Source organism: Sphingomonas adhaesiva (assembly GCF_002374855.1).
GTDB classification, from domain to species: Bacteria; Pseudomonadota; Alphaproteobacteria; order Sphingomonadales; family Sphingomonadaceae; genus Sphingomonas; species Sphingomonas adhaesiva.
The window spans coordinates 258,883-283,756 of the sequence record NZ_NWVC01000004.1 but is presented as its reverse complement, the minus strand read 5'-3'; the positions used below and the strand labels follow the sequence as shown (position 1 = coordinate 283,756).

At 69.9% G+C, this 24,874-nt stretch carries 19 protein-coding genes and 1 pseudogene; 7 read left to right on the top strand and 13 right to left on the bottom strand.

Annotated features, from left to right (window positions below):
- Nucleotides 1-46: 46 nt before the first annotated feature.
- The 3 genes from COA07_RS10905 to COA07_RS10895 form a co-directional block, all read right to left on the bottom strand.
- On the bottom strand, nt 47-457 hold the full coding sequence (locus COA07_RS10905) for a DUF2946 family protein (RefSeq protein ID WP_066708585.1): 411 nt from the start codon (nt 455-457) through the stop codon (nt 47-49).
- A 5-nt stretch (nt 458-462) separates the two neighbouring features.
- Nucleotides 463-753 carry an EthD domain-containing protein gene (locus tag COA07_RS10900; protein WP_083956766.1) on the bottom strand — a complete coding sequence of 97 codons (291 nt, stop codon included), beginning with the start codon at nt 751-753 and terminating at the stop codon, nt 463-465.
- Between the two features lie 72 nt (nt 754-825).
- A complete protein-coding gene (locus COA07_RS10895) occupies nt 826-1,890 on the bottom strand; it encodes a molybdopterin dinucleotide binding domain-containing protein (protein WP_169803502.1) in 1,065 nt (354 codons plus the stop codon).
- A gap of 116 nt (nt 1,891-2,006) precedes the next feature.
- Between COA07_RS10895 and COA07_RS10890 the strand changes: the two genes are divergently transcribed.
- The 3 genes from COA07_RS10890 (at nt 2,007) to COA07_RS10880 (ending at nt 5,874) form a co-directional block, all read left to right on the top strand.
- Nucleotides 2,007-2,375, top strand: a complete 369-nt coding sequence (locus tag COA07_RS10890) for a DUF2946 family protein (RefSeq protein WP_245842115.1) — start codon at nt 2,007-2,009, stop codon at nt 2,373-2,375.
- 308 nt (nt 2,376-2,683) lie between these two features.
- Nucleotides 2,684-4,711, top strand: a complete 2,028-nt coding sequence (locus COA07_RS10885) for a TonB-dependent receptor (protein ID WP_066708576.1) — start codon at nt 2,684-2,686, stop codon at nt 4,709-4,711.
- 41 nt (nt 4,712-4,752) lie between these two features.
- Entirely contained in the window at nt 4,753-5,874 is a 1,122-nt protein-coding gene (locus COA07_RS10880) for a PepSY-associated TM helix domain-containing protein (RefSeq protein ID WP_066708570.1), read from the top strand.
- A gap of 744 nt (nt 5,875-6,618) precedes the next feature.
- On the opposite strand, the gene COA07_RS10875 is transcribed toward COA07_RS10880, so the two are convergent.
- The 6 genes from COA07_RS10875 to COA07_RS10850 form a co-directional block, all read right to left on the bottom strand.
- Entirely contained in the window at nt 6,619-6,897 is a 279-nt protein-coding gene (locus COA07_RS10875) for a hypothetical protein (protein WP_066708568.1), read from the bottom strand.
- A 52-nt stretch (nt 6,898-6,949) separates the two neighbouring features.
- Entirely contained in the window at nt 6,950-8,332 is a 1,383-nt protein-coding gene (locus COA07_RS10870; protein ID WP_066708566.1) for a mannitol dehydrogenase family protein, read from the bottom strand.
- Nucleotides 8,329-9,741 carry a glucuronate isomerase gene (gene uxaC, locus COA07_RS10865; protein ID WP_066708564.1) on the bottom strand — a complete coding sequence of 471 codons (1,413 nt, stop codon included), beginning with the start codon at nt 9,739-9,741 and terminating at the stop codon, nt 8,329-8,331. Before uxaC ends, COA07_RS10870 begins: the two co-directional genes overlap by 4 nt.
- On the bottom strand, nt 9,738-10,955 hold the full coding sequence (gene uxuA, locus COA07_RS10860) for a mannonate dehydratase (RefSeq protein WP_245842114.1): 1,218 nt from the start codon (nt 10,953-10,955) through the stop codon (nt 9,738-9,740). The genes uxaC and uxuA overlap by 4 nt, the downstream gene beginning before the upstream one ends.
- Nucleotides 10,942-13,701, bottom strand: coding sequence for a glycoside hydrolase family 2 TIM barrel-domain containing protein (locus tag COA07_RS10855; RefSeq protein ID WP_096640973.1), 2,760 nt, complete (start codon nt 13,699-13,701; stop codon nt 10,942-10,944). Before COA07_RS10855 ends, uxuA begins: the two co-directional genes overlap by 14 nt.
- Nucleotides 13,702-13,767: 66 nt before the next feature.
- Entirely contained in the window at nt 13,768-14,553 is a 786-nt protein-coding gene (locus COA07_RS10850) for a FadR/GntR family transcriptional regulator (RefSeq protein WP_066713666.1), read from the bottom strand.
- A 73-nt stretch (nt 14,554-14,626) separates the two neighbouring features.
- Here COA07_RS10850 and COA07_RS10845 point away from each other — a divergent pair, with 73 nt between their 5' ends.
- Entirely contained in the window at nt 14,627-15,583 is a 957-nt protein-coding gene (locus COA07_RS10845; RefSeq protein ID WP_096640971.1) for a sugar kinase, read from the top strand.
- On the opposite strand, the gene COA07_RS10840 is transcribed toward COA07_RS10845, so the two are convergent.
- Complete coding sequence (locus tag COA07_RS10840) at nt 15,580-16,842, bottom strand: MFS transporter (RefSeq protein ID WP_066711935.1); 1,263 nt, start codon at nt 16,840-16,842, stop codon at nt 15,580-15,582. The two genes, COA07_RS10845 and COA07_RS10840, sit on opposite strands and share 4 nt — an antisense overlap.
- 159 nt (nt 16,843-17,001) lie before the next feature.
- On the opposite strand from COA07_RS10840, the gene COA07_RS10835 reads away from it, so the two are divergent.
- Both COA07_RS10835 and COA07_RS10830 read left to right on the top strand, forming a co-directional pair.
- On the top strand, nt 17,002-19,359 hold the full coding sequence (locus COA07_RS10835) for a TonB-dependent receptor (protein WP_066711934.1): 2,358 nt from the start codon (nt 17,002-17,004) through the stop codon (nt 19,357-19,359).
- Between the two features lie 46 nt (nt 19,360-19,405).
- Nucleotides 19,406-21,760 (top strand): glycoside hydrolase family 3 N-terminal domain-containing protein, encoded by a 2,355-nt coding sequence (locus COA07_RS10830; RefSeq protein ID WP_174525844.1) that lies wholly within the window; start codon nt 19,406-19,408, stop codon nt 21,758-21,760.
- Nucleotides 21,761-21,787: 27 nt separating this feature from the next.
- Here COA07_RS10830 and COA07_RS17955 read toward each other — a convergent pair.
- Nucleotides 21,788-21,898, bottom strand: a pseudogene (locus COA07_RS17955) (PQQ-dependent sugar dehydrogenase); the annotation flags it as partial.
- A 2-nt stretch (nt 21,899-21,900) separates the two neighbouring features.
- On the opposite strand from COA07_RS17955, the gene COA07_RS10825 reads away from it, so the two are divergent.
- Nucleotides 21,901-22,095, top strand: coding sequence for a hypothetical protein (locus tag COA07_RS10825; RefSeq protein WP_066706765.1), 195 nt, complete (start codon nt 21,901-21,903; stop codon nt 22,093-22,095).
- Here the strand turns inward: COA07_RS10825 and COA07_RS10820 are convergent.
- Nucleotides 22,085-22,762 (bottom strand): DUF3142 domain-containing protein, encoded by a 678-nt coding sequence (locus COA07_RS10820; protein WP_066706772.1) that lies wholly within the window; start codon nt 22,760-22,762, stop codon nt 22,085-22,087. The two genes, COA07_RS10825 and COA07_RS10820, sit on opposite strands and share 11 nt — an antisense overlap.
- Before the next feature lie 28 nt (nt 22,763-22,790).
- Complete coding sequence (locus tag COA07_RS10815) at nt 22,791-24,872, bottom strand: PA5441 family protein (protein ID WP_141396513.1); 2,082 nt, start codon at nt 24,870-24,872, stop codon at nt 22,791-22,793.
- Between the last annotated feature and the right edge of the window lie 2 nt (nt 24,873-24,874).

The following is a 24,874-nucleotide window of genomic DNA, read 5'->3' as shown; positions in this document are numbered from 1 at the left end:
GCCGCAATTCATGGTCGCACCGGATGAAGCGGCGCGGGATGACAGGTCAGAGGTAGGAAGGTGGTCCGCGCAACGGAGGCCGTAGATGGGCCGGGCGTGAGGGTGCCGGCGGGACAGTCGCGATCAGGCCGAGGGCCAGGATGAAGACGATCAGCGCGGCGAGTTGGACGGGATCGATCGAGCCCAGCATCGCGGCCGATAGCCCCGAGAAGGCGCAGGGCATTTCCGCCTTGCCGTGATCCTTCGAATTGCCGTGATCGGGCATGTCGCCGTGCATCCCCGGCATGTCCATCGACATGGCCGCCGGACCGAAGCCGGAGCAGATCGTGACGGTCATGCGGCCGGACGCGTTGTCGATCATGTAGCCGGTGGGGACCAGCAGCTTCAGCAACAGCGTCGCCGCGCAGAGCAGCACGGCGAAATGGCGTTGCGCGAGAAGATGCCGGACGGCCTGCACGGGGGCTAACTAGCCGTGCCTATGGGACGTGTCACTGAGGCAATCGGTCCCACGGCCCTTTCATAAAAGCGGCCCGCAAAAATGGGTTCTGGGAAGCCACTCGCATCCCCCAAACTCGATGTTTTTCTGCCGGCGATGGCGGCGTGGGTAAAGCTATGGCTCTGCACATAGCGACGGATGCGCAGGATCGGCGCGACTTCCTGCACGAGCGGCGCGTGACGTTCCCGCCAATATAGCTGGAAGTCCTCGCGGCTGAGCCCAGGGAGCCGGTGCAGGCAGAATATCATCTTGATCATGGCTGGCCTCCTCCGCCTCGTCATAGATCCGGCGCGACCTATCGGCCAAATGTCGCGCCGTGCGCCGCCGCGTCAGAGCGGGGAGACGATCACCGGAATGGCGGACAGCCGCGGCATTGCGTTGATCGCCTGCACCGCGCGGTCGCGCGCCACCAGACGCGTCGTCGAAGCCCCCTCCTGCGCGGCATCGTCCGTCATCAATCCGCCCCAGCCATGCGACATCGACACCACGCCGCGCCGCACGCTGGCGTCACCGCGAACCTCCGCAACGATCGAATCGTGATCGACCGAGATCCTGACCCGCGCGCCATCGGTCAGCGACAGCGCCGCCAGATCGTCGGGGTGCATCCATGCCGGATTGGTCGGGAAGCGGCGGCGCGTCACCGCCAGGTCGCGGCCGAAGCTGTTCATCGTCTCACGCTCGCGCCGCGCCACCAGCAGGTGCGTCGCCGCCATGTCGGGTCGACCGGACAGGCCGTCGCGGCACGCGTCGAGCTCGGCCAGGACGTCGTCCGGCGCCAGCGCCAGCCGCGCGTCCCGCCCCTCCCGCGCGGGCAGGATGGTCGGTGCGGGACGATCGAACACCGCCCCCGCGGGACACGCCCTGACCGTATCGAGCGGCACCGTCGCGCCTGTCGTCAACAGCTCGAGCAGGTCGTCGCTGTCGGGCGTCCTCTCCATGTCGACCGGCACACCCAGACCGAGCTGTAGCCCCAGCCGCTGCGCGAGCGCGTAATAGACCATCCAGTCGTCCACGACGTCACTGCCCGCCGGCGGCGGCACCAGCGCGGGCGTATATTGCGCGAACGGAATTTCGAGGCCGAGCCCTTCGAGGAACTGCGTGTGATCCGGCCGCTCGAACGGCTGCTTCACCGCGAACACGATATCCGCCAGCCGCGCGGTCTCCGACCACACCGGCTCGCTCGTCACCAACAGGTCGAGCGCGCGCAGCGCCTCGATGGCATACCGCTGATCGGGCAGCGCGTTGGCGGGATTCGCACCGATGCAAAACAGCGCCCGGACGCCGCCAGGCGCGTCGGTGAGAATCTCGTCCGCCAGCGTCGCCGTCATCATCTGGCCGAACATCGTGCCGTGCCCGGACACGCCGCGATGCCCACTCGCCCCGTTCCGTAGCATGGTGACATAATGTCCAAGTGACATGCCGGGACGTTCGCGATAACGGCCCGTCCGTGCAGTCTGTCCGGCATCTCCTGGCGCAACGCCCGCTGGCGGCGATGATCTGTGCCGTCGCGTTGCTGCTGAAGCTGCTGGTGCCGGGCGGCTATATGATCGCAGCCGATCACGGGCGCCTGTCCATCGTCATCTGTTCGGGAATGGCGACGACCCCCGCCGCCGTGGCCATGCCGGGCATGGATCACGTCGTGGCCATGGCGCATGCCACGATGCCGGAGACGGACAAGTCGACGGATCACGGCAAACCCGAGATGCCGTGCGCCTTCGCGGGTCTGTCCGCGCAGGTTCTGGGCGCGGTCGACGTCGTGCTGCTGGCGACGGCGCTGGCCGCCGTGGCGGTCATGGCGCTGCGGGCGACCCCGCGCATCGCACCGCGCGCCACACCCTATCTGCGCCCACCGCTGCGCGGCCCCCCGCTTTCCGCCTGACGCACTGACCGGGGCACGGCCGGGCCGACCGCGCCGTCGTCGTGGCACCTGTCGGCCGTCACGCGAGCCACGTTCCGCAGCGGTTTCCGGTCGCCAGCGATCGGAGATGCGCGCGTCGCGTCGGAGCGTAAGTGCACCCCGGCCGGGGTTCGACGCACGCGAGAAGCGGCGTCGCCGACGACCGATCCGACCGCAGGCGTTCGCGCATGGGCGAAGGCTGCGGCGCGATGACGCCGCGCCTGACGCGTCCGCTCGCACCAACACGAAAGACATTCGGCCCGCCGGGGAGCGGGCCGTGGGGGAATATCATGTCGAAGACCGGTTTGATGGTGGCGGCCGCCACCGGCTGTTTCCTGATCGCCGCGCCGGCCGCGGCGCAGCGGCGCGACGAGGCGTCCGCCCGCGCCGATACGCAGGTGACGATCGGCGGGGACGAGATCATCGTCACCGCCACATCCATGGCGCGCTCCACCGCCAATGTCCTGACCTCGGTCGACGTGCTGAGCGGCGACGTCGCGCAGCGCCAGAATGTCGACAACGCGTGGGAACTGTTCGCGCGGCTACCCGGCGTCGTCCTGACCGATTTCAGCCAGGGCACGACCTCGGGCCGCTTCTCGATCCGCGGATTCAACGGCGAGGGCGAGATCAACGCGGTCAAGCTGCTGATCGATGGCGTGCCGTCGAACGACAATGCCGGGCGGATGGACTTCATGGACCTCGTCTCGCCGCTCGACATCGCCTCGGTCGAGCTGGTGCGCGGCACCTCCGATCCGCGCTGGGGACTGCACGCGATCGCGGGCAGCGCCGATATCAAGACGCGGATCGGCGGCAATTACCTCGACGTGCGCGGGATCGCCGGCGCGTTCGGCACCTATGACGCGCAGATGTCGGCCGGGGTAGAGACCGGGCGGCTGAGCCAGAATTACCTGCTGTCCTATCGCCGGAGCGATGGCTTCCGCGACCACGCCGGTCTCGACCGGCTGAACTTCGCGGGCAAGTGGTTCTACGACGTCGGCACTGCCAAGCTGGGGCTGATCGCGCGCCACAGCCGCAGCGCGGCGGACGAGCCGGGCTATCTGACCGATGCCGACGCCTACACCAACCGCTCGCGTTCCTACGACGTATCCGCGACCGATGGCGGCACGCGCGAATTGAGCCAGTACAGCGTGCACGTCGATGCCGATCTGTCGCGCGACGTGTCGCTGACCGCGGTCGGCTATGCGACGACCAACCGCGACAATCGCTATGTCCGCTTCTCGGCGAACGTCGCGCAGCAGCAGCGGCTGACGGACGAGCAGCATTACGGCGTGGTGGCCGGACTGCACTGGCACGCGGCCGACTGGCTGATGGCGGAGGCGGGCGGCGACGTGCAGTGGCAGCACAACCGCAGCCTGCGCTGGACCACCAACCGCCGGATCGTCACCGCCGCCACCCGCGACCAGGATTTCGACCTGACGGTGGGCGGCGCCTATGTGCAGGCAATCGCGACCCCGGTGCGCTGGCTGACGATCACGCCGGCATGGCGGATCGACCGAGTGAGCGGCCATTTCACCAACCGGCTGAACGGCCTCACCTACCCGGTCAACGATTACGGCACGATCAACCAGCCCAAGCTGTCGGTCGCGGTCACGCCCGTCGCCGGGCTGACCGCCTATGGCAATTTCGGGCGCACCTTCCAGATCGGCGCAGGATCGGGCGCCTATGTCGTGCCGCCGCGCGTGCGCGATGTCGCCGCCTCGATCAACGAAGGCTTCGAGGGCGGCATCAAGCTGTCGCAAGGCCGCTTTCTGACCGCCCGCGCGGCGGTGTGGCAGCAGACCGCGACCGGCGAGCTGAAGCGCCGGCTCAACGACCCGTCCGGGGAGTTCGACAATCTAGGCGCTACGCGACGCCGTGGCTTCGATCTGGAGGCGAGCGTGCAGCCGCTCCCCGGCCTGTCGGCCTGGGCCAGCTGGTCGCACCAGAAGGCGATCATCCGCGTCCCCGATCCGGCCGCCCCGCTGACCGCGGGCAACGAGATCGATCACGTCCCGAGGAACGTCTATACCGCCGGGATCGAATGGGCGCCGACGGCGCTGCCGTGGCGGGCGTCGCTGTGGGGCAACGGCCAGTCGTCCTATGAGCTGAACACCGCCAACAGCCAGGGCCGCTATGGCGACTATTTCCAGGTCACCGCCGAACTGGCGTACCGCGTGACCAAAGCCATCGAGCTGTCGGCGCAGGTGCGCAACCTGACGAACGATCGCTACGAATATGTCTGGTACGACGGCACGCAGCGGCTGCACGCGCCTGCCGATCCGCGCAGCGTCTTCGGCGCGGTCCGGGCGCGGTTCTGACGATGCGGGCGCGGGCGGCGGCCTCCGGGCGATCATGGCGGATGGGGGTCCGGCGGGTGCATCTGTGGCTGGGGCTGTCGCTCGGCCTGCTGTTCGCCGTGATCGGCCTGACGGGATCGGCGCTGGTCTTCTATGTCGGCATCGACGAGGCGCTGCATTCCGAGGCGCGCAGCGACGCCCTTGCCCCGGCGCCGGGCTGGTCGTCGCCCGTCTGGGATCGTGCGCTGGCGACCGGGCGCGCGGCGGGTTTCGATCCGGCGGGCAAATGGTCGTTCGAAGTGACGGGCGAAGGCGGCGCGATCCCGGCGCGCTACTATCCCCCCTCCCCGCCCGGCGCGGCGCATCCTCCCCGCCAGATGGTGTGGTTTTCCCCCGATGCCGGCCGGGTGATCCGCGTCGCGCCCTGGGGCGGCTATCTGATGAGCTGGATCTACGAACTGCACATGCAGCTGCTCGCGGGCGATGTGGGCATGCAGATCGTCGGATGGTCCGGGGTCGCCATGCTGGTCCTGCTGGCGACGGGCGTCATCGCATGGTGGCCGCGCGGCAGTTGGGCAAAGGCATTGGCGTTCAAGCGGCGGTCGGCGCCGATCCGGCGGCTGCGCGACCTGCATAAGCTGGCGGGTGTCGGCAGCGGGTTGCTTCTGATGATTGTGACGGGGACGGGGGTCATCCTGGCACTGCCGAGCGTGAAGACCGCGTTGTTCGCGACGGCGCCGGTTGCCGATCCGACCTTACCGGGCGGCACCGGGCCGATCATATCCGTGCGACACGCGCTGCGCGTGGTGAAAAGGACGGTTCCGGACGGGCGGCTGGTGTTCATCGATGTGCCGGGCGATGCCGATCGGCCCTACCGGTTTCGGCTGCAGGTACCCGGCGATCCGCATCAGCGGTTCCCGGGCAGCTATGTGTTCGTGGATCGGCGAACGGCGAACGTGGTCACGATCCAGGATGTGCGCCAGGGCGGGACCGGGACGCGTCTGAACGCATGGGTCCGCCCCCTTCACGACGGGTCGATCGGCGGACTGCCGATCCGGATACTGGCGGTCCTGATCGGCCTTGCGCCGACCCTGCTGGCCGTGACCGGCTTCCTTCATTGGCGACGCCGGGTGGGACATGCGGCGATCAGGACGACGACGCCGCGACATAGAGGCCGACGCTGACTACGACGATCGCGAACGACCGTTCGAGCACGCCCCTGCGCGCGGCGGCGAGCCAAGCAGACCCTGTGCGCCGATGCGGCTTGAGGTCGGAGCGCAAGGCGGCCGGCAGGACAGGCGCGATGGTCGTCGCGCCGGCCTGCCCCCGGCGCCGCACGGGCTGGCTCACCGGGGGTGGTGAGCCAGCGCCGCGACGGGCGCGTCAGTAATCGAAGCGCACCAGGATACCGACTTCGCGGCCCAGGGTCCGCGCGCCGGCGCTGTAGCCGGTGCTGTCGCCGAACAGGCCGAACATCCGCTGCGCGAAGGTGTCGATCTGCTGGTTCGTCAGGTTCCGTGCGATCAGCGAAACCTCGCCGCCGACCGGCGTCTTTGAGGCCGGCGAAGGCGTCGATCGTCGTCTGCGACTGGGTGCGGATGCCCGAATTGGCGTCTTCCCTGGTCCCCTGATAGCGGACCAGCCCGCGGACGAAGCCCTTGAACCCATCCTGGATGGCGACGTTGACTTCGCTGTTGGCGGACGCCTGCAGCTTGGGCGCGCCCGTCGGCGTCGCCGAGGAGCGGCACAGGCTGAAGTACCGGCCCGCCTGCACCGCCGGAGCCGAATTCACGTCCGGCCTGCCATCGCCATTGTAGTCGTTACGGGGACCAGCGCATGATTGTACTTGGCATCGGCATATCGGCATCATCCCAAGCCATCGGCGATAGCGGACAAGGCGGGGCGGGCGCGCGATCGCCCGCGCAGGTTCAGGATTGAGCGGCACGCCGGCCGCCTTCGCCAGCGCGGCGCCGGGCATTCACGAAGCCCTCGCCAGCCTCGCCCCCACCGCTTCCCATCCGGACGAAGATCTCGTTCAAGCCATGCGCCATCATCAGGCGCTGCAGCGCGAGCAGATCGGTCGCCACGCGCGTGCCGTCGGTAAAGGCGATGCCGCCATCCAGCAGCGGTGGAGCGAATTCGGACACGTACAGGCCGTTGCGGAGCCCGGCCCCGTGCGGCGCGGGCGACGCCAGCGCCGTGCCCATCGACGCCCGCATCGCGACGGGGAGACCTTGCTCACGGCGCCGCGCGCGCGGGTCAGGCGGCGGTGGGCGCCAGCCGATCGCGCAGGTCGGCGCGTTCGTCGGGCGACAGGGCGAGGTCCGGTCCGAACAGCCCGGACGGCGCGAACAGCGTGTCGATGACGCCATCGGCCCCGCCTTGCCGCCATGCCTGCGCCAGCATTCCGGCGTGCGGGTCGCTGACCGGATGGCCGTCGCCGCGAACGAACGTCACCCAGGCCGCCAGCGCGTGCAGGATCGCCGGCGACGGACGCCCCTGCGCGCGGTTGGCGGCGAGCGGCGCCAGCCAGCGGGCGCCGATCTTCTGCGACCCGTCCGCCGCGATCTGGATCAGGCGATGCGGCAGGGCCGGATTGCGGAAGCGCGCCAGCAGCAGGTCGGCATAGCGATCGAGATCCTGTCCCGGGCCGGTGCGGATGGAGGGCGCGGCTTCGTCGCGCATCAGGCGGCCGACCAGCGCGGCGATGTCGGGATCGGCGATGGCCTGATGCACGAACGCATACCCGCGCGCGAGGCCGAGATAGGCAAGCGCCGAATGCGCACCGTTCAGCATGCGCAGCTTGGCGGTTTCGAAGGGCGTCACATCGTCGACGAACGTCGCGCCGACCATGTCCCAGCGCGGCCGCGGGCCGGCGAAACGGTTCTCGATCACCCATTGGGCATAGGGTTCGGTGACGACCGCGCCTTCGTCGCGCAGCCCCAGCGCGTCGGCGACCAGATCGAGGTCCGCCGCGGTCGTCGCGGGGACGATCCGGTCGACCATCGTCGCCGGGCACGCCCATTCGTCCTCGAACCAGCGGCGATGCCGCGGCGCGACGATATCGAGGTGCGCCGCCAGCCGCCGCCGCAGCACGCCGCCGTTGTCGGACAGATTGTCGCAGCTGACCAGCGTGAGCGGCGCCAGCCCGGCATCGTGCCGCCCGACCACCGCCTGCGCGAGATAATCGTAGATCGAGCGCGGGGCCGCCCCCGCCGCTGCGCGATCCGCGGGATCGGGCGCGGCATATCCCTTTTCGGTGACGGTCAGCGTGACGATCCGGGTGTCCGGCGCGGTCAGCGCCGCGATGGCGCGCGCGGGCGCATCGGGGGCGACGATCACGCCGGTCACCGCGCCGATCAGCCGCACGGCCGCGCCGCCGGCCTGCCGCTCGGTCACGGTATACAGGCCGTCCTGCGGGAAGAGCTGATCGTGGACCTGCCGCGAACGCAGCGACACGCCGGTGATCGCCCAGTCGCGATCCCCCGCCGCCATCGCCGCATCGGTGTAGCTTGCCTGATGCGCCCGGTGGAACGCGCCGATGCCCAGGTGCACGATCCCCGCGCGCTGCGCATGGCGATCATAGCAGCCGCGCGCGATCCCGGCCGGCAGGCGACCAGCGGTGCCGTCCGACAGCCTCACAGCCGGTACGCCCGGCGGACCAGACCGCTGGTCAGTTCCTGCGCCAGATCGGCCGCCTCCCAATCCTGCAGCCGGTGTTCGGCGACCAGCCGCGCCAGGAAGGCGCAATCGACGCGGCGCGCGACGTCGTGGCGCGCCGGGATCGACAGGAACGCGCGCGTGTCGTCGTTGAACCCGACCGTATTGTAGAAGCCGGCGGTCTCGGTCGTCATCTCGCGGAAGCGGCGCATCCCTTCGGGACTGTCGTGGAACCACCATGCCGGGCCGAGCCGCAGGCAGGGATAATGACCCGCCAGCGGTGCCAGTTCGCGCGCATAGGCGCTTTCGTCCAGCGTGAAGAGGATGATGGTCACGTCCGCGCTGTTTCCGACGACGTCGAGCATCGGCTTGAGCGCCGCAACGAATTCGGTGCGCGTCGGCAAGTCCGCGCCCTTGTCGCGGCCGTGGCTGGCGAACAGGCCGGCGTTGTGATTGCGGAAGCTGCCGGGATGGATCTGCATCACCATGCCGTCGTCCAGCGACATCCGCGCCATTTCGGTCAGCATCTGCGCGCGGAACAGCTCCGCGTCGGCCGCCGTCCAGCGCCCGGTGACGATGCGCGCGAACAGCGCCTCGGCCTGCGCCGGGGGAAGATCGGCGGTGGCGACCGTGGGGTGGCCGTGATCGGTCGCGGTCGCCCCGGCGGCTTGGAACGCGGCGCGGCGGCTGCGATGCGCGGCAAGATAGCCCTGCCAGCTGTACACGTCCTCGCCGGTCAGCTCCGCGAAGCGTCGCATCGCGCCCGCGAACTGTTCGTGCTCGACGTCGATCACGCTGTCCGGGCGGTAGGTGGTCACCACCCGCCCGTTCCATCCCGAGGCGCGGATCCGCCGATGCGCGTCGAGATCGTCGTGCGCGCCCTCGGTCGTGGCGAGGAAGTCGATGCGGAACCGGTCGAACAGCGCGCGCGGACGGAAGGCCTCGCGCGCCAGCGCCTCGCCGATGCGGTCGAAATAATCGTCCGCGGTGCCGCGATCGAGCGCCCGGTCGAAGCCGAATACCTCGGCAAATACGTGATCGAGCCACAGGCGCGACGGCGTGCCGCGGAACAGATGGTAATGATCGGCGAAGGTACGCCACGCCGCGCGGCGATCGGTCGCCGGCTCCCCGTCGCGCCGCGGGATCGCCAGCGCGTCGAGCGGCACCCCCTGGCTGTAGAGCATGCGGAAGATGTAATGATCCGGCTGGAGCAGCAGCGCGGTCGCATCGGTCCACGGCTGGTCGTCAGCGAACCAGCGCGGATCGGTATGGCCGTGCGGGCTGACGATCGGCGCGTCGGCGATGGTCGCGTAGAGCGCGCGGGCGATGTCCCGCTGGACGGGATCGCTGGCGAACAGGCGGTCGGGATGCAGGACCAGCGGCCGGCTCATGCGACCGCCCCCAGCGCCTGGCGGGCATGGATCAGGCCATGTTCCAGTCCGCGCAGTTCGGCCAGGCCGCGCAGCCGGCCGATCAGCGAATAGCCGGGATTGGTCACCTTTTCGAGATCGTCGGCCATCTGATGCCCGTGATCGGGACGCATCGGGATGGCGCGCCGTTCGCGCGCGCCCAGCGCGACGATCTGCGCGACCACCGCCGCCATCTGCGCATCGCCGCCCAGATGCTCCGCTTCGTGGAAGGTCCGCTCCGCCGCCTCGTGCGCGACGGACCGCAGGTGGAGGAAGCCGATGCGGTCTCCCAGGCGGCGCACCATGCCGGGCAGGTCGTTGTCGCGGCGCGCGCCGAACGACCCGGTGCAGAAGCACAGCCCGTTCGCCGCGCTGGGGACGCGCGCGAACAGCGCGGCGACGTCCGCCTCGGTGCTGACCACCCGCGGCAGGCCAAAGATCGGGAAGGGCGGATCGTCGGGGTGCACCACCAGGCGGATGCCCGCCGCCTCCGCCGCGGGGCACACCGCATCCAGGAACGCGACATGGTTGGCGCGCAGCCGGTCGGCATCGACATGATCGTAGGCCGACAAGGCGCGCAGGAACTCGGGCGAGCTGAAGCTTTCCTCGCTGCCGGGCAGGCCGGCGATGATCGTGCGTTGCAGCGCATGTCGCGCGGCGTCGTCCATCGCCGCGAAACGGCGCGCGGCGCGTTCCCGAAGCGCGGGGTCGTAATCCGCCGCCGCACCCGCCCGGCGCAGGATATGGATGTCGTAGACCGCCACCGCTTCCCATTCGAACCGCAGCGCGCGGGCGCCATCGGGCAGCTGCCAAGCAAGGTCCGTGCGCGTCCAGTCGAGCAGCGGCATGAAATTGTAGGTGACCGTGGTGACGCCGTTGGCGCCCAGATGCGCCAGGCTGCGGCGATAGGCGTCGATGTACCGGTCCCAGCCGGGGCCGCGGGTCTTGATGTCCTCGTGCACGGGCAGGCTTTCGACGACGGTCCAGCCCAGCCCGGCCTGCGCGATCGTCGCCTTGCGCGCGGCGATGTGATCGGCCTGCCACACCGCGCCGTTCGGCAGTTCGTGAAGCGCGGTCACGACCTCCACCGCCCCCGCCTGGCGGATGTGCGCGAGCGGGACCGGATCGGCCGGGCCGAACCATCGCATCGTCGGCGTCATGCGGGGCAGGTCATCCTTCAGATCAGCGCGCGCCACGCGACACCTCCTCGATCTCGATCGCGGACACGATCGCCTCGCCCGTGCGCGGCACAAACGCAAGGTCGAGCGTCCCGCCCCGCACCTCCACCGTCGCGCGCCGTTGCAGCGCCGTCGCGGTGCCGCCCGCCGCGCGCGCCACGTCGAGCGCGGAGACGATCGGCCGGCCGTTGGCGGTCACGTCGAAGACGCGCGCGCCGGGTGCGAGCGACGGTTCGACGAAGGTCAGCGTCACCTGATAGCGGCCGTCGGCCAGCGGCAGCCGGTAGCCGAATGTTCCGTACCGGTAGGTCGCCGCGACGGCGGCGTCGGGCGTCCCCGCGATCGTCGCGACGACGGCGGCCTTGCCGTAGTCGGCGGGCTTGTTGAGCGTTCCGGCCGCACCACCGGTGAAGAAGGCATCCGAGCCGAAGCGGCGCGTGGCCGGCGCGGCGACGATCGCGCCCGCGTCGATGCGCAGATGCGCGCGCGCATCCGCCCCCAATTGCCACGACACGCGATCCTCCACCGGCGCCGCCGCCGCCGCGAACCGGCCGCGCGCGACCAGATCGTTCGCGCCCGCATCCAGCGCGACCCCGTTCCAGACGCAGATCCGGTCCGGACAATCGCCGCGCGTGCCCAGCGACCGGCCGTTGAGCGCCAGTTCGGTAACCGGGGCGTTGCTGTACACGCGCACGTCGGTGACGCGATACGCCCGATCGGTATAGCGCCGCCCGGTGATGTGCACGGTGGGCGCGTCGGTCCAATTGGCCTTGTAAAAGAAATAGGCGTCCTTGCGGATCGCCCGGTCATAGGTGACCAGCCCCTTGGTATTGATGTCCTGCGCATCGCCCTCGGCGCGCACGGTGGTGGCGAAATCGAACGAATTCCACAGGAACGTGCCCCACAGATACGGGCGCGCCTTCAGCGCCTTCCACGCCTGTTCGTGGATATGGCTCTCATATTCCTCCGGCTGGATGCGCCCGCGCGAATCGATCGGGCCGCCCAGCACGTCGTCGGTATGGATCGTCGTCGCGCCGCCCGCGCCATATTCGGTCACCGACAGCGGCTGGTCGGGCCGTTTGGCGCGCAGCATGTCGAGGTGCGGCCCCAGATCGTCGGGCGTGCCGAAATACCAGCCGAAATAGCGGTTCGCCCCGCCCAGGTCGGCCGCCGACGCGGTCGTCGGGATATCGACGCCCTGGTCGAACAGCCGCCCTTCGCAGCAGGTGGCCAGCGCGGTCGGGCGCCCCGCGTCCTCGGCATGGGCCAGCGCCTGCAACTCGCGCAGCAGCGGCATCGGATCGGGCGACTTGCCGTCGGGATAGCCGGTCAGGAACGCGGGGAAGGAATTGCCGAAATCGACCTCGTTGGCGATGCCCCAGGTGACCACCGAGGGATGGTTGCGGTTCTGGCGGATCAGTTCGCGAAGCTGCTGGCGCGCATTGGCGACCAGCCCCGGACGCGGTTCAAGCTCGCCGCGGTGCGTCCATGCCGACACCAGCGGTATTTCGTCCCAGACCAAGAGGCCGTAGCGGTCGGCCAGGTCGTGGATTGGCCGGCCATGCTGGTAATGCGTCAGCCGGATGGCGTTCACGCCCATCTCGCGCATGATTGCCATGTCGTCCGCGACGTCCTGCGGCGTGATCGCCCAGCCCTTCCCCTCGCGATCCTGGTGGTAGCCGACGCCGTGCAGCGCGACATGCTCGCCGTTCAGGAACAGCCCGCGCGCCGGGTCGATGCGGATCGTGCGCAGGCCGAACGGCTGCGACACGCGATCGCGCACCGCCCCGCGCGCATCCGCGACCTCGACGACCAGCGTGTACAGATACGGGTCCTTCGTCCCCTGCCACAGATGCGGGTTGGCGACGTCCAGCTCCAGCGACGTTTCGGACACCGGCGCGCCCGCGGCGGCGGGGCGGAGGGTGACCGCCTGCGCGGCGGTCGCGGCGACGGTGCCCGCCGCGTCGACCAGCCGCGCGACGACCCGGACCGGCGCGCGCGCCGTGCCGTCGTTGACGATGCGGGTCCGCACGGCAACGCGCGCGGCGGTCGCGTCCGCCGCCAGCGTGGACGCGGCGACACCGGACCCGCCGAAATCGGCCATGTCGATATGGACCGGATCGGTCGTCACCAGTCGCACCGGCCGGTAAAGGCCGCCGTGGACGAAGAAATCCCCGGTCAGCGGCAGGATATCGGCCGTGGCGGCATCCTTGCCGGTCGGCGCGCTGTTGTCGACGCGCACCAGCAGGACGTTTTCCTGGCCTGCGCGCAGCGCGTCGGTGGCATCGAGGCGAAAGCGCGAGAAGCCGCCGGCGTGGCTGCCCAGCCGGCGACCGTTGAGCCAGACATCGGCGGTGCGGCTGGCGGCGTCGAATTCGAGCCACTGGCGCTTCTTCGACGCCGCCGCCGGCGGGGTGAAGCGCAGGCTGTACCACCCCACGCCCTGGGTCTTGTCGATCGTTTCCGGCGTGTTGACGTGCGACGCCGGGTCGGGACGGTAATAGCCGATCCGGTTCCACGTGTGCGGCACGGTCACCGGCTGCCACGACCGATCGTCGAGGGGAGCACCCAGCGGATCGGCAACGGGCGCGCCGAGGTGGAAGCGCCAGCCCCGGTCAAGCACGGTCTCGCCGCGCGGCTGCGCGCCCGACGAGGCTGGAGAAGGCGCCGCGACCGGCCGCTCCTGCGCCGCGAAGGCGGGGTGGGCGAACAGGGCGGCGACGATGCTTGCGGTGGTGAAAAGGCCCGATGCCTTGTTCGTCATGATGCCTCTCCAGCTACGGAGCCTGCATAACGCGACGAAACTGGTCTTACCAGTGATTTTCCGCTGTCAGACCCCGACGGTCGCGCGATAGCGCGCGCGCGTCGATGCGACCGTCCGGCGCGCCTCCTCGATCGCGCGTTCCTCGGTCGCGAACAGCAGATAGTCCATGACCGCGGACAGATGCGCGCGCATCGCCCCGCGCGCGGCGGCGGGATCATGATCGCGCAGCGAATCGAGGATCGCCTGATGCTCCGCCACGACGGGACGGACGTTGGCGCGCCGCGCCTTGTCGTGTAGCAGCGCGCATTCCGGCGATGTCGTGCGCACGCGCCAGAATTCGTCGATCGTCATCTGGATCGCGGCATTGCGGGTCGCCTTCGCGATGGCGCGGTGGAAGTCGCGGTCGGCGTCCTCGGTCACGTCGGGCAGCAGATTCTCCTCGCCGATGCGATCGACCAGCGCCTGCAGTTCGGCGAGTTCCTCATCGGTGATGTGGATCGCCGCGAGCGCTGCGGCCTCGCCCTCGAACACCAGCCGCGCCTCGGTCAGCTCGAAGGCGGTGATGGCGAAATCGGGCCGGTCCTCGCTATCGCCGGGCAGGCGCCGGACGAACGCGCCGGAGCCGATCCGCACCTCGATGAAGCCCTGTACCTCCAGCGCGATCAGCGCCTCGCGGACGGCGGGGCGGCTGACGTTATATTCGACGGACAATTCCCGCTCGGCAGGCAGGCGGTCGCCGATCCCGTACCGCCCCGAGGACAATTGCTCGAACAGGATACGGGCGAGCCGCTGGTAGAGCCGGTCCCCGGACGCGGGGAAAAGGTCCGTGGTGCCGGACGTTGGCAAGGGCATGGACAGACTCATTCGTTGACAGCGGACTGACCAATATCACATTTCGCACGCGAAGCGAGATGGAGAACGGCCGGTGCGGATCGTGGTGGTTGGCGAAGGAATGCTGGAATTGTCGCGCGCGCCGTCGACCGTTGCCACCGACGGCGGCCCATGGCGGCTGGGGCACGGCGGCGACACGCTCAACACCGCGATCCACCTTGCGCGGGGCGGCGACCGCGTCGCCTATCTGACCGCGCTGGGCAGCGATCCGTTCAGCGACGCGCTGCGCGCCGACTGGCAGGCCGAGGGCCTGGACACGGCGCTGATCCTGACCGACGAGGCGCGGCTGCCGGGGCTGTACGCGATCCGTACCGACGACGCGGGCGAGCGCACGTTCAGCTACTGGCGGGGCGACAGCGCGGCGCGGCAGGTGTTCGCGCTGCCCGGCGCCGACGGCGCGCTGGCGACCGCGCAGGCCGCGGACCTGCTGGTCTTCTCGCTGATTTCGCTGGCGATCCTGCCGGACGCCGGGCGCGCGACGTTGCTGGCACTGGCGCGACGGATGCGCGACGAAGGCCGGCAGGTGGCGTTCGACGGCAATTACCGGCCGCGGTTGTGGGACGACGCGGACACGGCGCGCCACTGGCGCGACCGCGCGATCGCCTGCTGCACGATCGGGCTGCCGACGCTGGAGGACGAGACGGCGATGGAGGGTACGGACGCGAGCGCCGCGGACACGGCGGCACGCTGGCGGGCGGGCGGCGCCGGGACGGTCGTGGTGAAACTGGGCGCGGACGGATGCCTGCTGCCAGACGGCCGGACCCTGCCGCCGCCGCAGCGGCTGCGCCCCGCCGATACCAGCGGCGCGGGCGATGCCTTCAACGCCGGCTATCTCCACGCGCTGTTGCGCGGCGCCGCGCCGCACGCCGCCGCGCTGGCCGGGCATCGGCTGGCGGGCTGGGTGGTGATGCGCGCCGGCGCGGTGCCGCCGCGCGGCACGGACGACCCGTACCACCGGCTGCTCGACCGGGATGGCGAATCCCGGCCCTAGGCCGCCGTCGCCACGCCGCGCGGGCGCCGCAGCAGCGTCCACAACACCGCCGCGCCGATGAAGTCGAACACCGCCAGCGCCGCGAACAGCGGATTGTAGCCGATCGTGTCGGCAAGCGCGCCGATCAGCAGCGAGAAGCTGAGCCCGCCGATCCACGCCGCCGATCCGGCCATGCCGCCCGCGGTCGCCACGACGCGCGGGTCGAACAGGTCCGCCGCCAGCGTCATCAGCGCACCCGACAGCATCTGGTGCGCGAAACCGCCGATGCAGAACAGCGCGATCGCCGCGGCGGGCGATACGGTCAGCCCGATGCACGCCGGCCCGACCATCAGCAACGCGCCGGTGGTCACCACGATCTTGCGCGAGGTCAGCAGCGACACGTTGAACCGCCGCATGACGAACGGCGCGTAATAACCGCCCAGCAGCGATCCGGCATCGGCCGCCAGGAACGGTAGCCAGGCGAAGGCGGCGACGCTCTTCAGATCCAGCCCCTTCGCCTCGACCAGATAGAGGGGAATGAAGAAGCTGAACGTCTGCCACGCCGGATCGGCGAGGAAGCGCGGGATGGCGATGCCCCAGAAATCGCGCGTGACGAGCAGCGCGCGCCAGTCGAGCGGCCCGTCCCCCCTGCCCTGCGCCTCGGCATCGCGTCCGCTGTCGATATGCGCGCGCTCGGCGGCGGACAGCCCCGGATAATCAGCGGGGGAGCGATAGCAGGCATACCAGACCCCGGCCCACAGGATCCCGACCGCACCGGTGACGACGAACGCGGACTGCCACCCCCAGATCGCGATGCAGGTGACGACGATCGGCGACGCGATCATCGCGCCGAGCGACGAGCCGATGTTGAACCATCCGGTGGCGACGGTCCGTTCGCGGGGCGGGAACCATTCGGCGACCGTCTTCAGCCCGGCGGGGATCGCCGCCGCCTCGGTCAGGCCCAGCAGCCCGCGGAACATCGCCAGGCTGGGCCAGCCGGCGGCGAACGCATGGCAGCAATTGGCGACCGACCAGCCGACCGCGAACACTGCGAACCCCAGCCGCAGCCCCATCAGGTCGAGAAGATAGCCGGCGATCGGCTGCATCACGGTGTAGGCGGCCTGGAACGACGCGACCACCCAGCTGTATTGCTGCGTCGTCATCGCGAACGTGCCCTTCAGCGTCGGCGCGGCCACCGACAGCGACGACCTGGCGAGATAGTTCAAGACCGTGCCGATGGTCACCAGGCTGATGATCCACCATCGCGTACCGATGCGCATGCGCCCCTCCTTTGGTCAGGCCACTACGCCCACTCCCCCCGAAGCTGTCAAGAACGATCCCTTCCTGGCCACCACCTGCCCGTTGACGTGACCAGCCAATTGGCATAACTGGCCTTACCAGACCGCAGCCACTGCGGCTTACAACAGGGGGGATGTCCCATGCGTGCGAGTTATGCTCTGCTCACCGGTGTCGCGATGATCGCGTTCGCCTGCCCCGCGTTCGCGCAGGAAGGCTCCCTGTCGGCATCGCCGACCCCGTCGGGCAACGGCACCGCCAACCCGCTGGCGCAGCCGGGCGACCAGCAGGGGTCGAACACGTCGACCAGCGACTCGGGCGCGCTCGAGGACATCGTCGTCACCGCGCAGAAGCGCGAGCAGAACCTGCAGGACGTCCCCGTCGCCGTCACCGCGATCACCGCCGACACGCTGGTCAATCGCAACGTCGCGACGGTCTCCGACCTGCCGCGGCTCGCGCCCAGCCTGACGGTCACGACCGGCGCGCTGCCCACCAACAATTCGATCAACCTGCGCGGCATCGGCACCGTCGCCTTCTCGACCGCGATCGAACCGTCGGTGGCGGTGATCGTCGACGACGTCGCGCTGCTCCAGCAGGCGCAGGCGTTCTCCGGGCTGAGCGACGTCGCCCGTATCGAGGTGCTGCGCGGCCCGCAGGGGACGCTGTTCGGCAAGAACGCCTCCGCCGGTGCGCTTAACATCGTATCGCAGGGGCCGACCGCCGACTTCACCGGCGCGGTGACCGGCACGGCGACGACCGACGACGAATATCGCATCGACGCCGTCATCTCCGGCCCGCTCGCCGAGGGCGTCGGCTTCCGCCTCAACGGCTTCTACGGCGATCGCGACGGCTTCATCCGCAACACCTTCGACGGCCGCCGCCTCAACAATGACAAGAGCTACGGCGTGCGCGGCCGGCTGACCCTCGATCCGGTCAGCGGCGTCACGATCGACCTGATCGGCGGCCATTCGGTCACCGAGGCGCGCGGCACCGCCCGCACGTTCCGCAGCGTGCCGGCCGGCGCCGCCGTCTACGGCACGCCCGTGGCGCAACGGCTGGGGTCGATCCGGCCCGGCCGCGACAATTTCGAGACGACGATCGACGGGCCGCTGTTCAACAAGAGCATCCAGTCGAACGGCAGCGGGCGCGTCACCGTCGACCTGGGCAGTGCGAACCTCGTGTCGGTCACCAGCTATCAGGACTGGCGCTTCCGCTTCGCCGAGGATTTCGACTATCTCTCCGGCCCGGTCCTGGGCCTGGCCAATGGCGTCATCGCGCAAAGCGGCTTCCATTCGCGCCAGTTCGCGCAGGAACTGCGCGTCGCATCGAAGGGCGGCGGCCCGTTCAGCTACGTCTTCGGCCTCTATTATTCGGACGGCAAGACCGATCGTACCTTCGATCGCGGGCCGTCCGGCCCGGTGGTCGCGCGCTGGAATTCCAGCAACGGCACCAAGAGCTACGCCAGCTTCGCGCAGGTCACCTACGATCTGGCGCCGACCACGCACGTCGACGCGGGCATCCGCGCCAACCGCGAGGATATCAACGTCCGGTTCGTGAACACCAACGTCCCCGCCACCGCGCCGGCGAACAACGCCACGTGCCTGGTCGCCTGCACCGGCACGGCATCGGACAGCGTCGTCACGGGCAAGATCGCGATCCGGCAGGACCTGGCCGAACGGGTCATGGCCTATGCCTCGTTCTCGACCGGGTACAAGGGCCAGGGCTACGACATTTCGACCGGCTTCACGCCGATGCGCGCCGCGACACCGGTGCGGCCGGAAACGTCGAACGCCTACGAACTGGGGCTGAAGAGCCGCTTCCTCGAAAACCGCGTGCAGCTGAACGTCGCGGCCTTCTGGACCGACTTCAGCGATTTCCAGGCGCAGTCCGGCGTCCAGTTGCCCGACCAGACGATCCAGATCATGCTGAACAACGTCGGCAAGGTGCGCACCCGCGGGATCGAGGCCGAATTCCAGGCCCGCCCGACGGAGGGACTGATGATCGACGGCGGCATCAGCTTCACCGACGCGAAGATCCGCTCGTTCCCGAACGCGCAATGCACCGTGGGGCAGACCGCGTCGCAAGGGTGCGTGGTCGCCCCGGGGGCGACGATCGGGTTCCAGGACCTGTCGGGCAAGAACCTCAGCAACGCCCCGCGCTGGAAGTTCAACATCGGCAGCACCTATGACATCCCGCTGGAGCGGATGCCGTTCGATGCCTTCGTCCAGGGCGATGTGACCTATCAAAGCTCGGTCAACTTCTCGCTGCTGAACGATCCCTACACGATCGAGCGCGGCTATGCGGTGGCGAACGGCAGCATCGGCATCGACCAGAAGGATCGTGGCGGGCTGCGCGTCGCGCTGTTCGTCAACAACATCTTCAACACGCATTTCGCGAGCGCGCTGCAGGGCGCGTCGGGCGGCACGGAAGGTCTGGTCGCGCAGATCCTCTCGCGCAATGCACGCCGCTATGGCGGCATCCGGGCCAGGCTGTCGTTCTGAGCCGGACACGCATGGCCACGACGCACACGATGAAAGGGAATTGATGATGCGCAAGTCCAAGGTCGCCGCACTGGCGCTGACCGGTATCCTGGCGGCCGGGCTTGCCGCATCGTCGATCGCGGCGGAACGCGGCGCACCGTCGGCATCGGCATGGCTCAGCACCGACCGCTCGCCCGAGCAGCGCGCCGAGGCGCTGCTGCGCGCGATGACGCTGGAGGAGAAGGCGGGCCAGGTTTCGCAGCAGTTCATGTTCGGCAAGGTCGACGACTTCGTCCCCGTCGTTCGCGACCAGAAGGTCGGTTCGCTGCTGTTCGTCACCGACCCGGCGATCATCAACCGGCTGCAGAAGGTGGCGGTCGAGGAGAGCCGACTGAAGATCCCGCTGATCTTCGGCTATGACGTGATCCACGGTTTCCGCACGATCTTCCCCGTGCCGCTGGCCAATGCCGCGTCCTGGGATCCCGAGGGCGTGGAAAACGCGCAGGCGGTCGCCGCGGCCGAAGCGCGCGCGGTCGGCATCCACTGGGCCTTTTCGCCGATGCTGGACGTGGCGCGCGACCCGCGCTGGGGCCGGATCGTCGAGGGGCCGGGCGAAGATCCCTTCCTCGCCTCCGCACTGGCGCGCGCGCAGGTGAAGGGATTCCAGGGGCCGGCGATCGGCACCCCGGGCCGCATCATCGCCGGGCCGAAGCATTTCGCGGGCTATGCCGCGGCGGACGGGGGCCGCGACTATGACGGGGTCCAGCTGTCCGATGCGCAGCTGTACAACGTGATCCTGCCGCCCTTCGCCGCCGCCGTGCAGGCCGGCGCGGGCAATGTGATGAGCGCGTACATGGACCTGAACGACGTGCCCGCGGTCGGCAACCACTGGCTGCTGACCGACGTGCTGCGCGGGCAGATGGGGTTCAAGGGCTGGGTGGTGTCCGACGCGAACGGCACCAAGAACCAGGTCGTCCAGCATTTCGCCCGCGACGAGGCGGACGCCGCCGTGCGCAGCATCGCGGCGGGCAACGACATGGAAATGTCGTTCGGTCCCGCCGCGTCGGCGGCCACGCTCGCCGCGTCGGTGCGCGCGGGCGCCTTGCCGGAAGCGACGCTGGACCAGGCGGTGCGCCGCATCCTGATCGCCAAGTTCAGGATGGGGCTGTTCGAGCATCCGTATGTCGACGAGGCGCAGGCGGCCCGCACGCTGGCCGACCCGGCGCACCGCGACGCCGCGCAGCGGGCCGCCGAGCGATCGTTCGTGCTGCTCAAGAACGACGGTGCGCTGCCGCTGCGCGCCGGCCAGCACCGCCACGTCGCGGTGATCGGCGCCAGCGCTAATTCGAAGCGCGACATGCTCGGCCCGTGGGCGTTCCAGTACGACCTGCCCGAAACGGTGACGGTGTTCGAGGGCGTGCGCGACCGGCTGGGCAGCGCCGCGACGGTCGAGACCGCGCCCGGCGTCCAGCTGAAGCGCAACGTGCCGTCGATGTTCGAAAGCATCACGATCCCGGGCCAGGCCAAGCCGGAACCGCGCTGGGACGCGGCGCGCGCCGCGCGCGAGTACGACGCCGCCATCGCGCTCGCCAAGCGCTCCGACCTCGTGATCCTGACGCTGGGCGAGGCCGAGGACATGAGCGGCGAAGGCGCATCGCGCGCCGACCTGACGCTGCCCGGCGACCAGATGAAGCTGTTCGACGCGGTGATGGCGCTGGGCAAGCCCGTCGTGGTCGTGACGATGAGCGGGCGACCGCTGGCGCTGGGCCCGGTGCTGGAGCGCGCGCCCGCGGTCCTGCACACGTGGTTCGGCGGCACGCGCGGCGGCACCGCCATCGCGCGGACGCTGTTCGGGGACGTCAATCCGGGCGGCAAGCTGCCGGTCACGTGGCCGCGCAGCGTCGGGCAGGTGCCGATCTTTTACGCGCACAACAGCACGCACATGCCCAAGGACCAGGGCAAGCGGTACTGGGATATCCCGTCCACCCCGCAGTTCGAGTTCGGTTACGGCCTGAGCTACACCCGGTTCCGGATCGACGCGCCCACGTTCGACACCCCCGCGCTGCGTCCCGGCGGCCGCATCGTGGTGTCGACCAGGGTCACGAACACCGGCGATCGCCCCGGCGACGAGGTGGTGCAGCTGTACATCCACCAGCAGGCCGGTCGCGCCTCGCGCCCGGTGCGCGAGCTGAAGGGGTTCCAGCGCGTGACGCTGCGCCCCGGCGAGACGCGCACGGTGTCGTTCACGATCGACGAGAGCCAGGTGCAATATTGGAGCGCGGCGGAACGCGGCTGGGTGGTCGATCCGGGCCGGTTCGACGTCTGGGTCGGATCAAGCTCGAACGCGCAAGGCCACGGGCAATTCTCGGTCGAAGGGCCGGCACGCGCAGGGCGCGGCTTCCTGACGGGCGGCGCCGGCTGAGCGCGACGGCCGGACGGCGCCGGCGCGCTACCCCGCGCGCTGCGACGTCAGCCGGAGCAGGCGGCCGCCCGCGCCATCCTCCAGCAGCCACAGCGCGCCGTCGGGGCCGGTCACGACCGCGCGGATGCGCGCGCCCATGGGTGGATCCCTTCGCCTTCGAGAAAGCGCGGCCGGCCCTGGACCTGCTGGGCACGGAGACGATCCATCTCGGCCCGAGCGGCAGCGGCGCGATGCCGAAGCTGATCGACAAGTTCTTGTGCGGCGCGCAGGTGGCCGCGCTGGCCGAGGCGATCGCCGCGATCAAGCGCAGCGGCCTCGTCGCCTTCAGGGATTGACCAGGAAGACGACGTAACCGCGAAACAGCGGATGACGGGACAATCCCGGCGGCGGCGACCATTCGCCACCCTGCAACAGGCCGATGCGGAACGGGATCGTCAGCCGGTCGAGCCGGGCAAGATAGGCGGCATATCCCGGGATGACGCGCCGCCCCTGATAGATTTGCAGCACCACTTCGTCGACGACGCCGGCCAGCGCGCGCAACCCTGCCGGATCGCCGTTCGCGCTCCAGTCCAGCAGTCCGGTGATCCCCAGCCGATAGGCGGCCGGCAATTGCGCGCGCAGCGTCCGAAGGAAGGTGGCGTAGCGGGCCAGGTGGCGCGTGCGGGCGTCGAAGTCGATCTGCAACCCCACCACGCGATTGCCCGCCCGGCGCCAGCGATCGAGCGCGGCGAGCAGTTGCTCATGGAGATGCGGCGTCCAGTCGAGCGTCTCGACACGCACCACCATCCACAGTCGCGCGTGGCGGACATGCGGCACGGCAGGGCGCTGCGCCACCAGCCGCGCGGTGTCGCCGCCGACGACGGCGCCCTGCAACAGGTAGATCTGCTCGGCGCGATCGAGCGCGGGCTGCGGGCGGACCCCGGCCCACAGCCAGAAGGCGTCATAGCGCGCCGCATCGACACGCGCGGTGGGCGGTGCCGGCGGCGGGGTGGCCGACACCATGGCCAGCGACAGCAGCGCGGGCCACGCCCTACCAGTAATAGCGCAGCTCCTTCGCCCAACGCGACGACGGATAATCGCGCTTCAACCGCACGAACCAGCCTTGGCGCACCGACAGCGCGACGCCCTTCCCGCCGCATGCGTTGCTGCCGCCGGGCGCGTAGCAATTGATGGCGCGGAACAGCGCATAGGCCTTTTCGTCCGGCGAAGCCGCCCGGGACGCCATGACCACCCGATAGCTTTCCAGCCGCGAATAAGGCGCGCCGAACAGCGACGGCGTGCCGCCGAGCTCGTCGGCCGGGAGCGCGGTGTCGAGGACGAAGCCGTCGAAGTCGTTGGCGCGCACGAATTCACCGAGGCACAGTAGCGCCCCGGGATCATCGCGGCTGGCGGCCAGCCGGCGCTCCGTATCGACAAGCGGCGGGCAATCGTAATCGCGGAATGTCGGGCCTTCGGCGAACAGCCTGGTGGGCAGCGCGTCGGCGGTGTGGAAGTCGTAATAGCCTCCCTTGGCGGGCGCACCGGCGGGGACGAGGCGCAGGTCGTCGACGAAATCGCCATGCGGGCCGCGAGTCGCTTCCTTGTAGAGCAACGTGAACAGCGCGACGCTGCGTTCGTGCGCGGGCGCGGCGGGTGACCGCGCCTGCTGGCGCAGCAGCCCCGCATCCGCGACATGCATCAGCAGGATCTCGCGGATTTCCGGCGTGCGCACCGGGCTGTCCGGGGCGAAGACGCGCGCGAGCGCATGGTCACGTTCGTCATGCATCGCCAGCGCCAGTTCGACCAGTGGGCGCTGCCCGACCTTGCGCGCGCCCGGCAGCAGGTCGGCCCAGAAGCCGCGCGCATTGCGGTCGCCCCTGCCCTCCAGTGCGATGCCGCGCAGCATCTGGCGGCTGAATTCAAGATAGCCGAAATTCGCCTGGTGCGATGCATCGGCGATCAGCCGCGCCACCTCGTCCGGTTGCCGCGCGACGAACTGCGCATGCACTGCCAGCAGATAGGTGAACAGCGCCGGATTCCCGGCGAATTGGGGTCGCTGCGCCTCCAGCGCGGCGCGGGTGATTTGCGGGCAGCAACTGTCCCCGGGAAAACTGGGCCCACGCATCTGCATCAGGTCGAGCACCGCCAGCAGCAGCGGGTTGCGCAGCGTGTCGGCGGTGGCCGACGACAGCAGCTTGGCGTCGATCTCCTGCGCCAGCGATACCGCGTCGATGCCGCGTTGCGCGTCCGGCAGGGCCAGCAGCGCGACATATTCCGCCTCCAGCCGCGCGTGGTCCCTGCCCAGCCAATAGACCCGCCGCAACAGCCCGCGCGCGGAGAAGAAATAGGCGCCCTGCGGATAGGCCTTCATATAGCCGCGCAGCGCCGTCTCCGCATCGGCGAGCAACGCCGGGGCGATCGGCGCATCGTCGCGCGGGGAACCGTAGATATCGTAATGGTCGACCTGCGCGCGGTTCACCGCGACGCGCGCCACCATGTAGCGCGCGGTTTCGCGCAGCCATGGATCGCGCGCACCGGCGAGGCCGGCGAACACACGGGCCGCGCGGTCGTAATCGCCGCCGTAGAAAGCCGCCGCGCCGTCCAGATAGGCGGCAAATGCCCGGCCGGGGCCGGACCTGACGTCCGCGATCGCGGGAGCCGCGACCTGTTGCGCACAATCGGGCTGCAACGCCCGCCGCGCAGCGATCAGCACCGCCCGCTCGCGCTCGGGAAGCCCGGAACTGGCGCGCACCGCCGCCTCGAAATCGGCGCTGCCCTGCGCGTTGCTGCGACAGCGGGACCCTTCGCCATCGGAAAACAGGCCGGCATCGTCGCCGGGCGCGCGGGCCAGCGACGCGCGGTCGAGAAACACGGAGGGGGTCGAAGGCGCAGCGACGGCGGCGGCACCGGGAAGGTCCGCCATCAGCAGCAGCAGGTTGGTGCGGCTGTCGTTGCGCGGGCCGATCATCGCCGTATCGTCGCACCCGGTGAAGGCCGCGGCGGCCAGTTTCCAGCCGGGGCTGCATCCGTAATCGCCGCTTGCGCGCGCGGGCAGCGACCAGAACGCGCACATGCACGACAGGATCAGCAGCATCAGCCGTGCGACCGGACCGCACACCCCCGTCATGCCCATGT

Excerpts from the sequence above, each read along its gene's own strand:
- COA07_RS10850 (WP_066713666.1), bottom strand. The coding sequence starts at position 14,553 with ATGCCCTTGCCAACGTCCGGCACCACGGACCTTTTCCCCGCGTCCGGG.
- COA07_RS10880 (WP_066708570.1), top strand. The coding sequence starts at position 4,753 with ATGGGGGTCCGGCGGGTGCATCTGTGGCTGGGGCTGTCGCTCGGCCTG.
- COA07_RS10900 (WP_083956766.1), bottom strand. The coding sequence starts at position 753 with ATGATCAAGATGATATTCTGCCTGCACCGGCTCCCTGGGCTCAGCCGC.
- COA07_RS10875 (WP_066708568.1), bottom strand. The coding sequence starts at position 6,897 with ATGGGCACGGCGCTGGCGTCGCCCGCGCCGCACGGGGCCGGGCTCCGC.
- COA07_RS10855 (WP_096640973.1), bottom strand. The coding sequence starts at position 13,701 with ATGACGAACAAGGCATCGGGCCTTTTCACCACCGCAAGCATCGTCGCC.
- COA07_RS10820 (WP_066706772.1), bottom strand. The coding sequence starts at position 22,762 with ATGGTGTCGGCCACCCCGCCGCCGGCACCGCCCACCGCGCGTGTCGAT.
- uxaC (WP_066708564.1), bottom strand. The coding sequence starts at position 9,741 with ATGAGCCGGCCGCTGGTCCTGCATCCCGACCGCCTGTTCGCCAGCGAT.
- COA07_RS10885 (WP_066708576.1), top strand. The coding sequence starts at position 2,684 with ATGTCGAAGACCGGTTTGATGGTGGCGGCCGCCACCGGCTGTTTCCTG.
- COA07_RS10830 (WP_174525844.1), top strand. The coding sequence starts at position 19,406 with ATGCGCAAGTCCAAGGTCGCCGCACTGGCGCTGACCGGTATCCTGGCG.
- COA07_RS10835 (WP_066711934.1), top strand. The coding sequence starts at position 17,002 with ATGCGTGCGAGTTATGCTCTGCTCACCGGTGTCGCGATGATCGCGTTC.
- COA07_RS10815 (WP_141396513.1), bottom strand. The coding sequence starts at position 24,872 with ATGGGCATGACGGGGGTGTGCGGTCCGGTCGCACGGCTGATGCTGCTG.
- COA07_RS10895 (WP_169803502.1), bottom strand. The coding sequence starts at position 1,890 with ATGCTACGGAACGGGGCGAGTGGGCATCGCGGCGTGTCCGGGCACGGC.
- COA07_RS10840 (WP_066711935.1), bottom strand. The coding sequence starts at position 16,842 with ATGCGCATCGGTACGCGATGGTGGATCATCAGCCTGGTGACCATCGGC.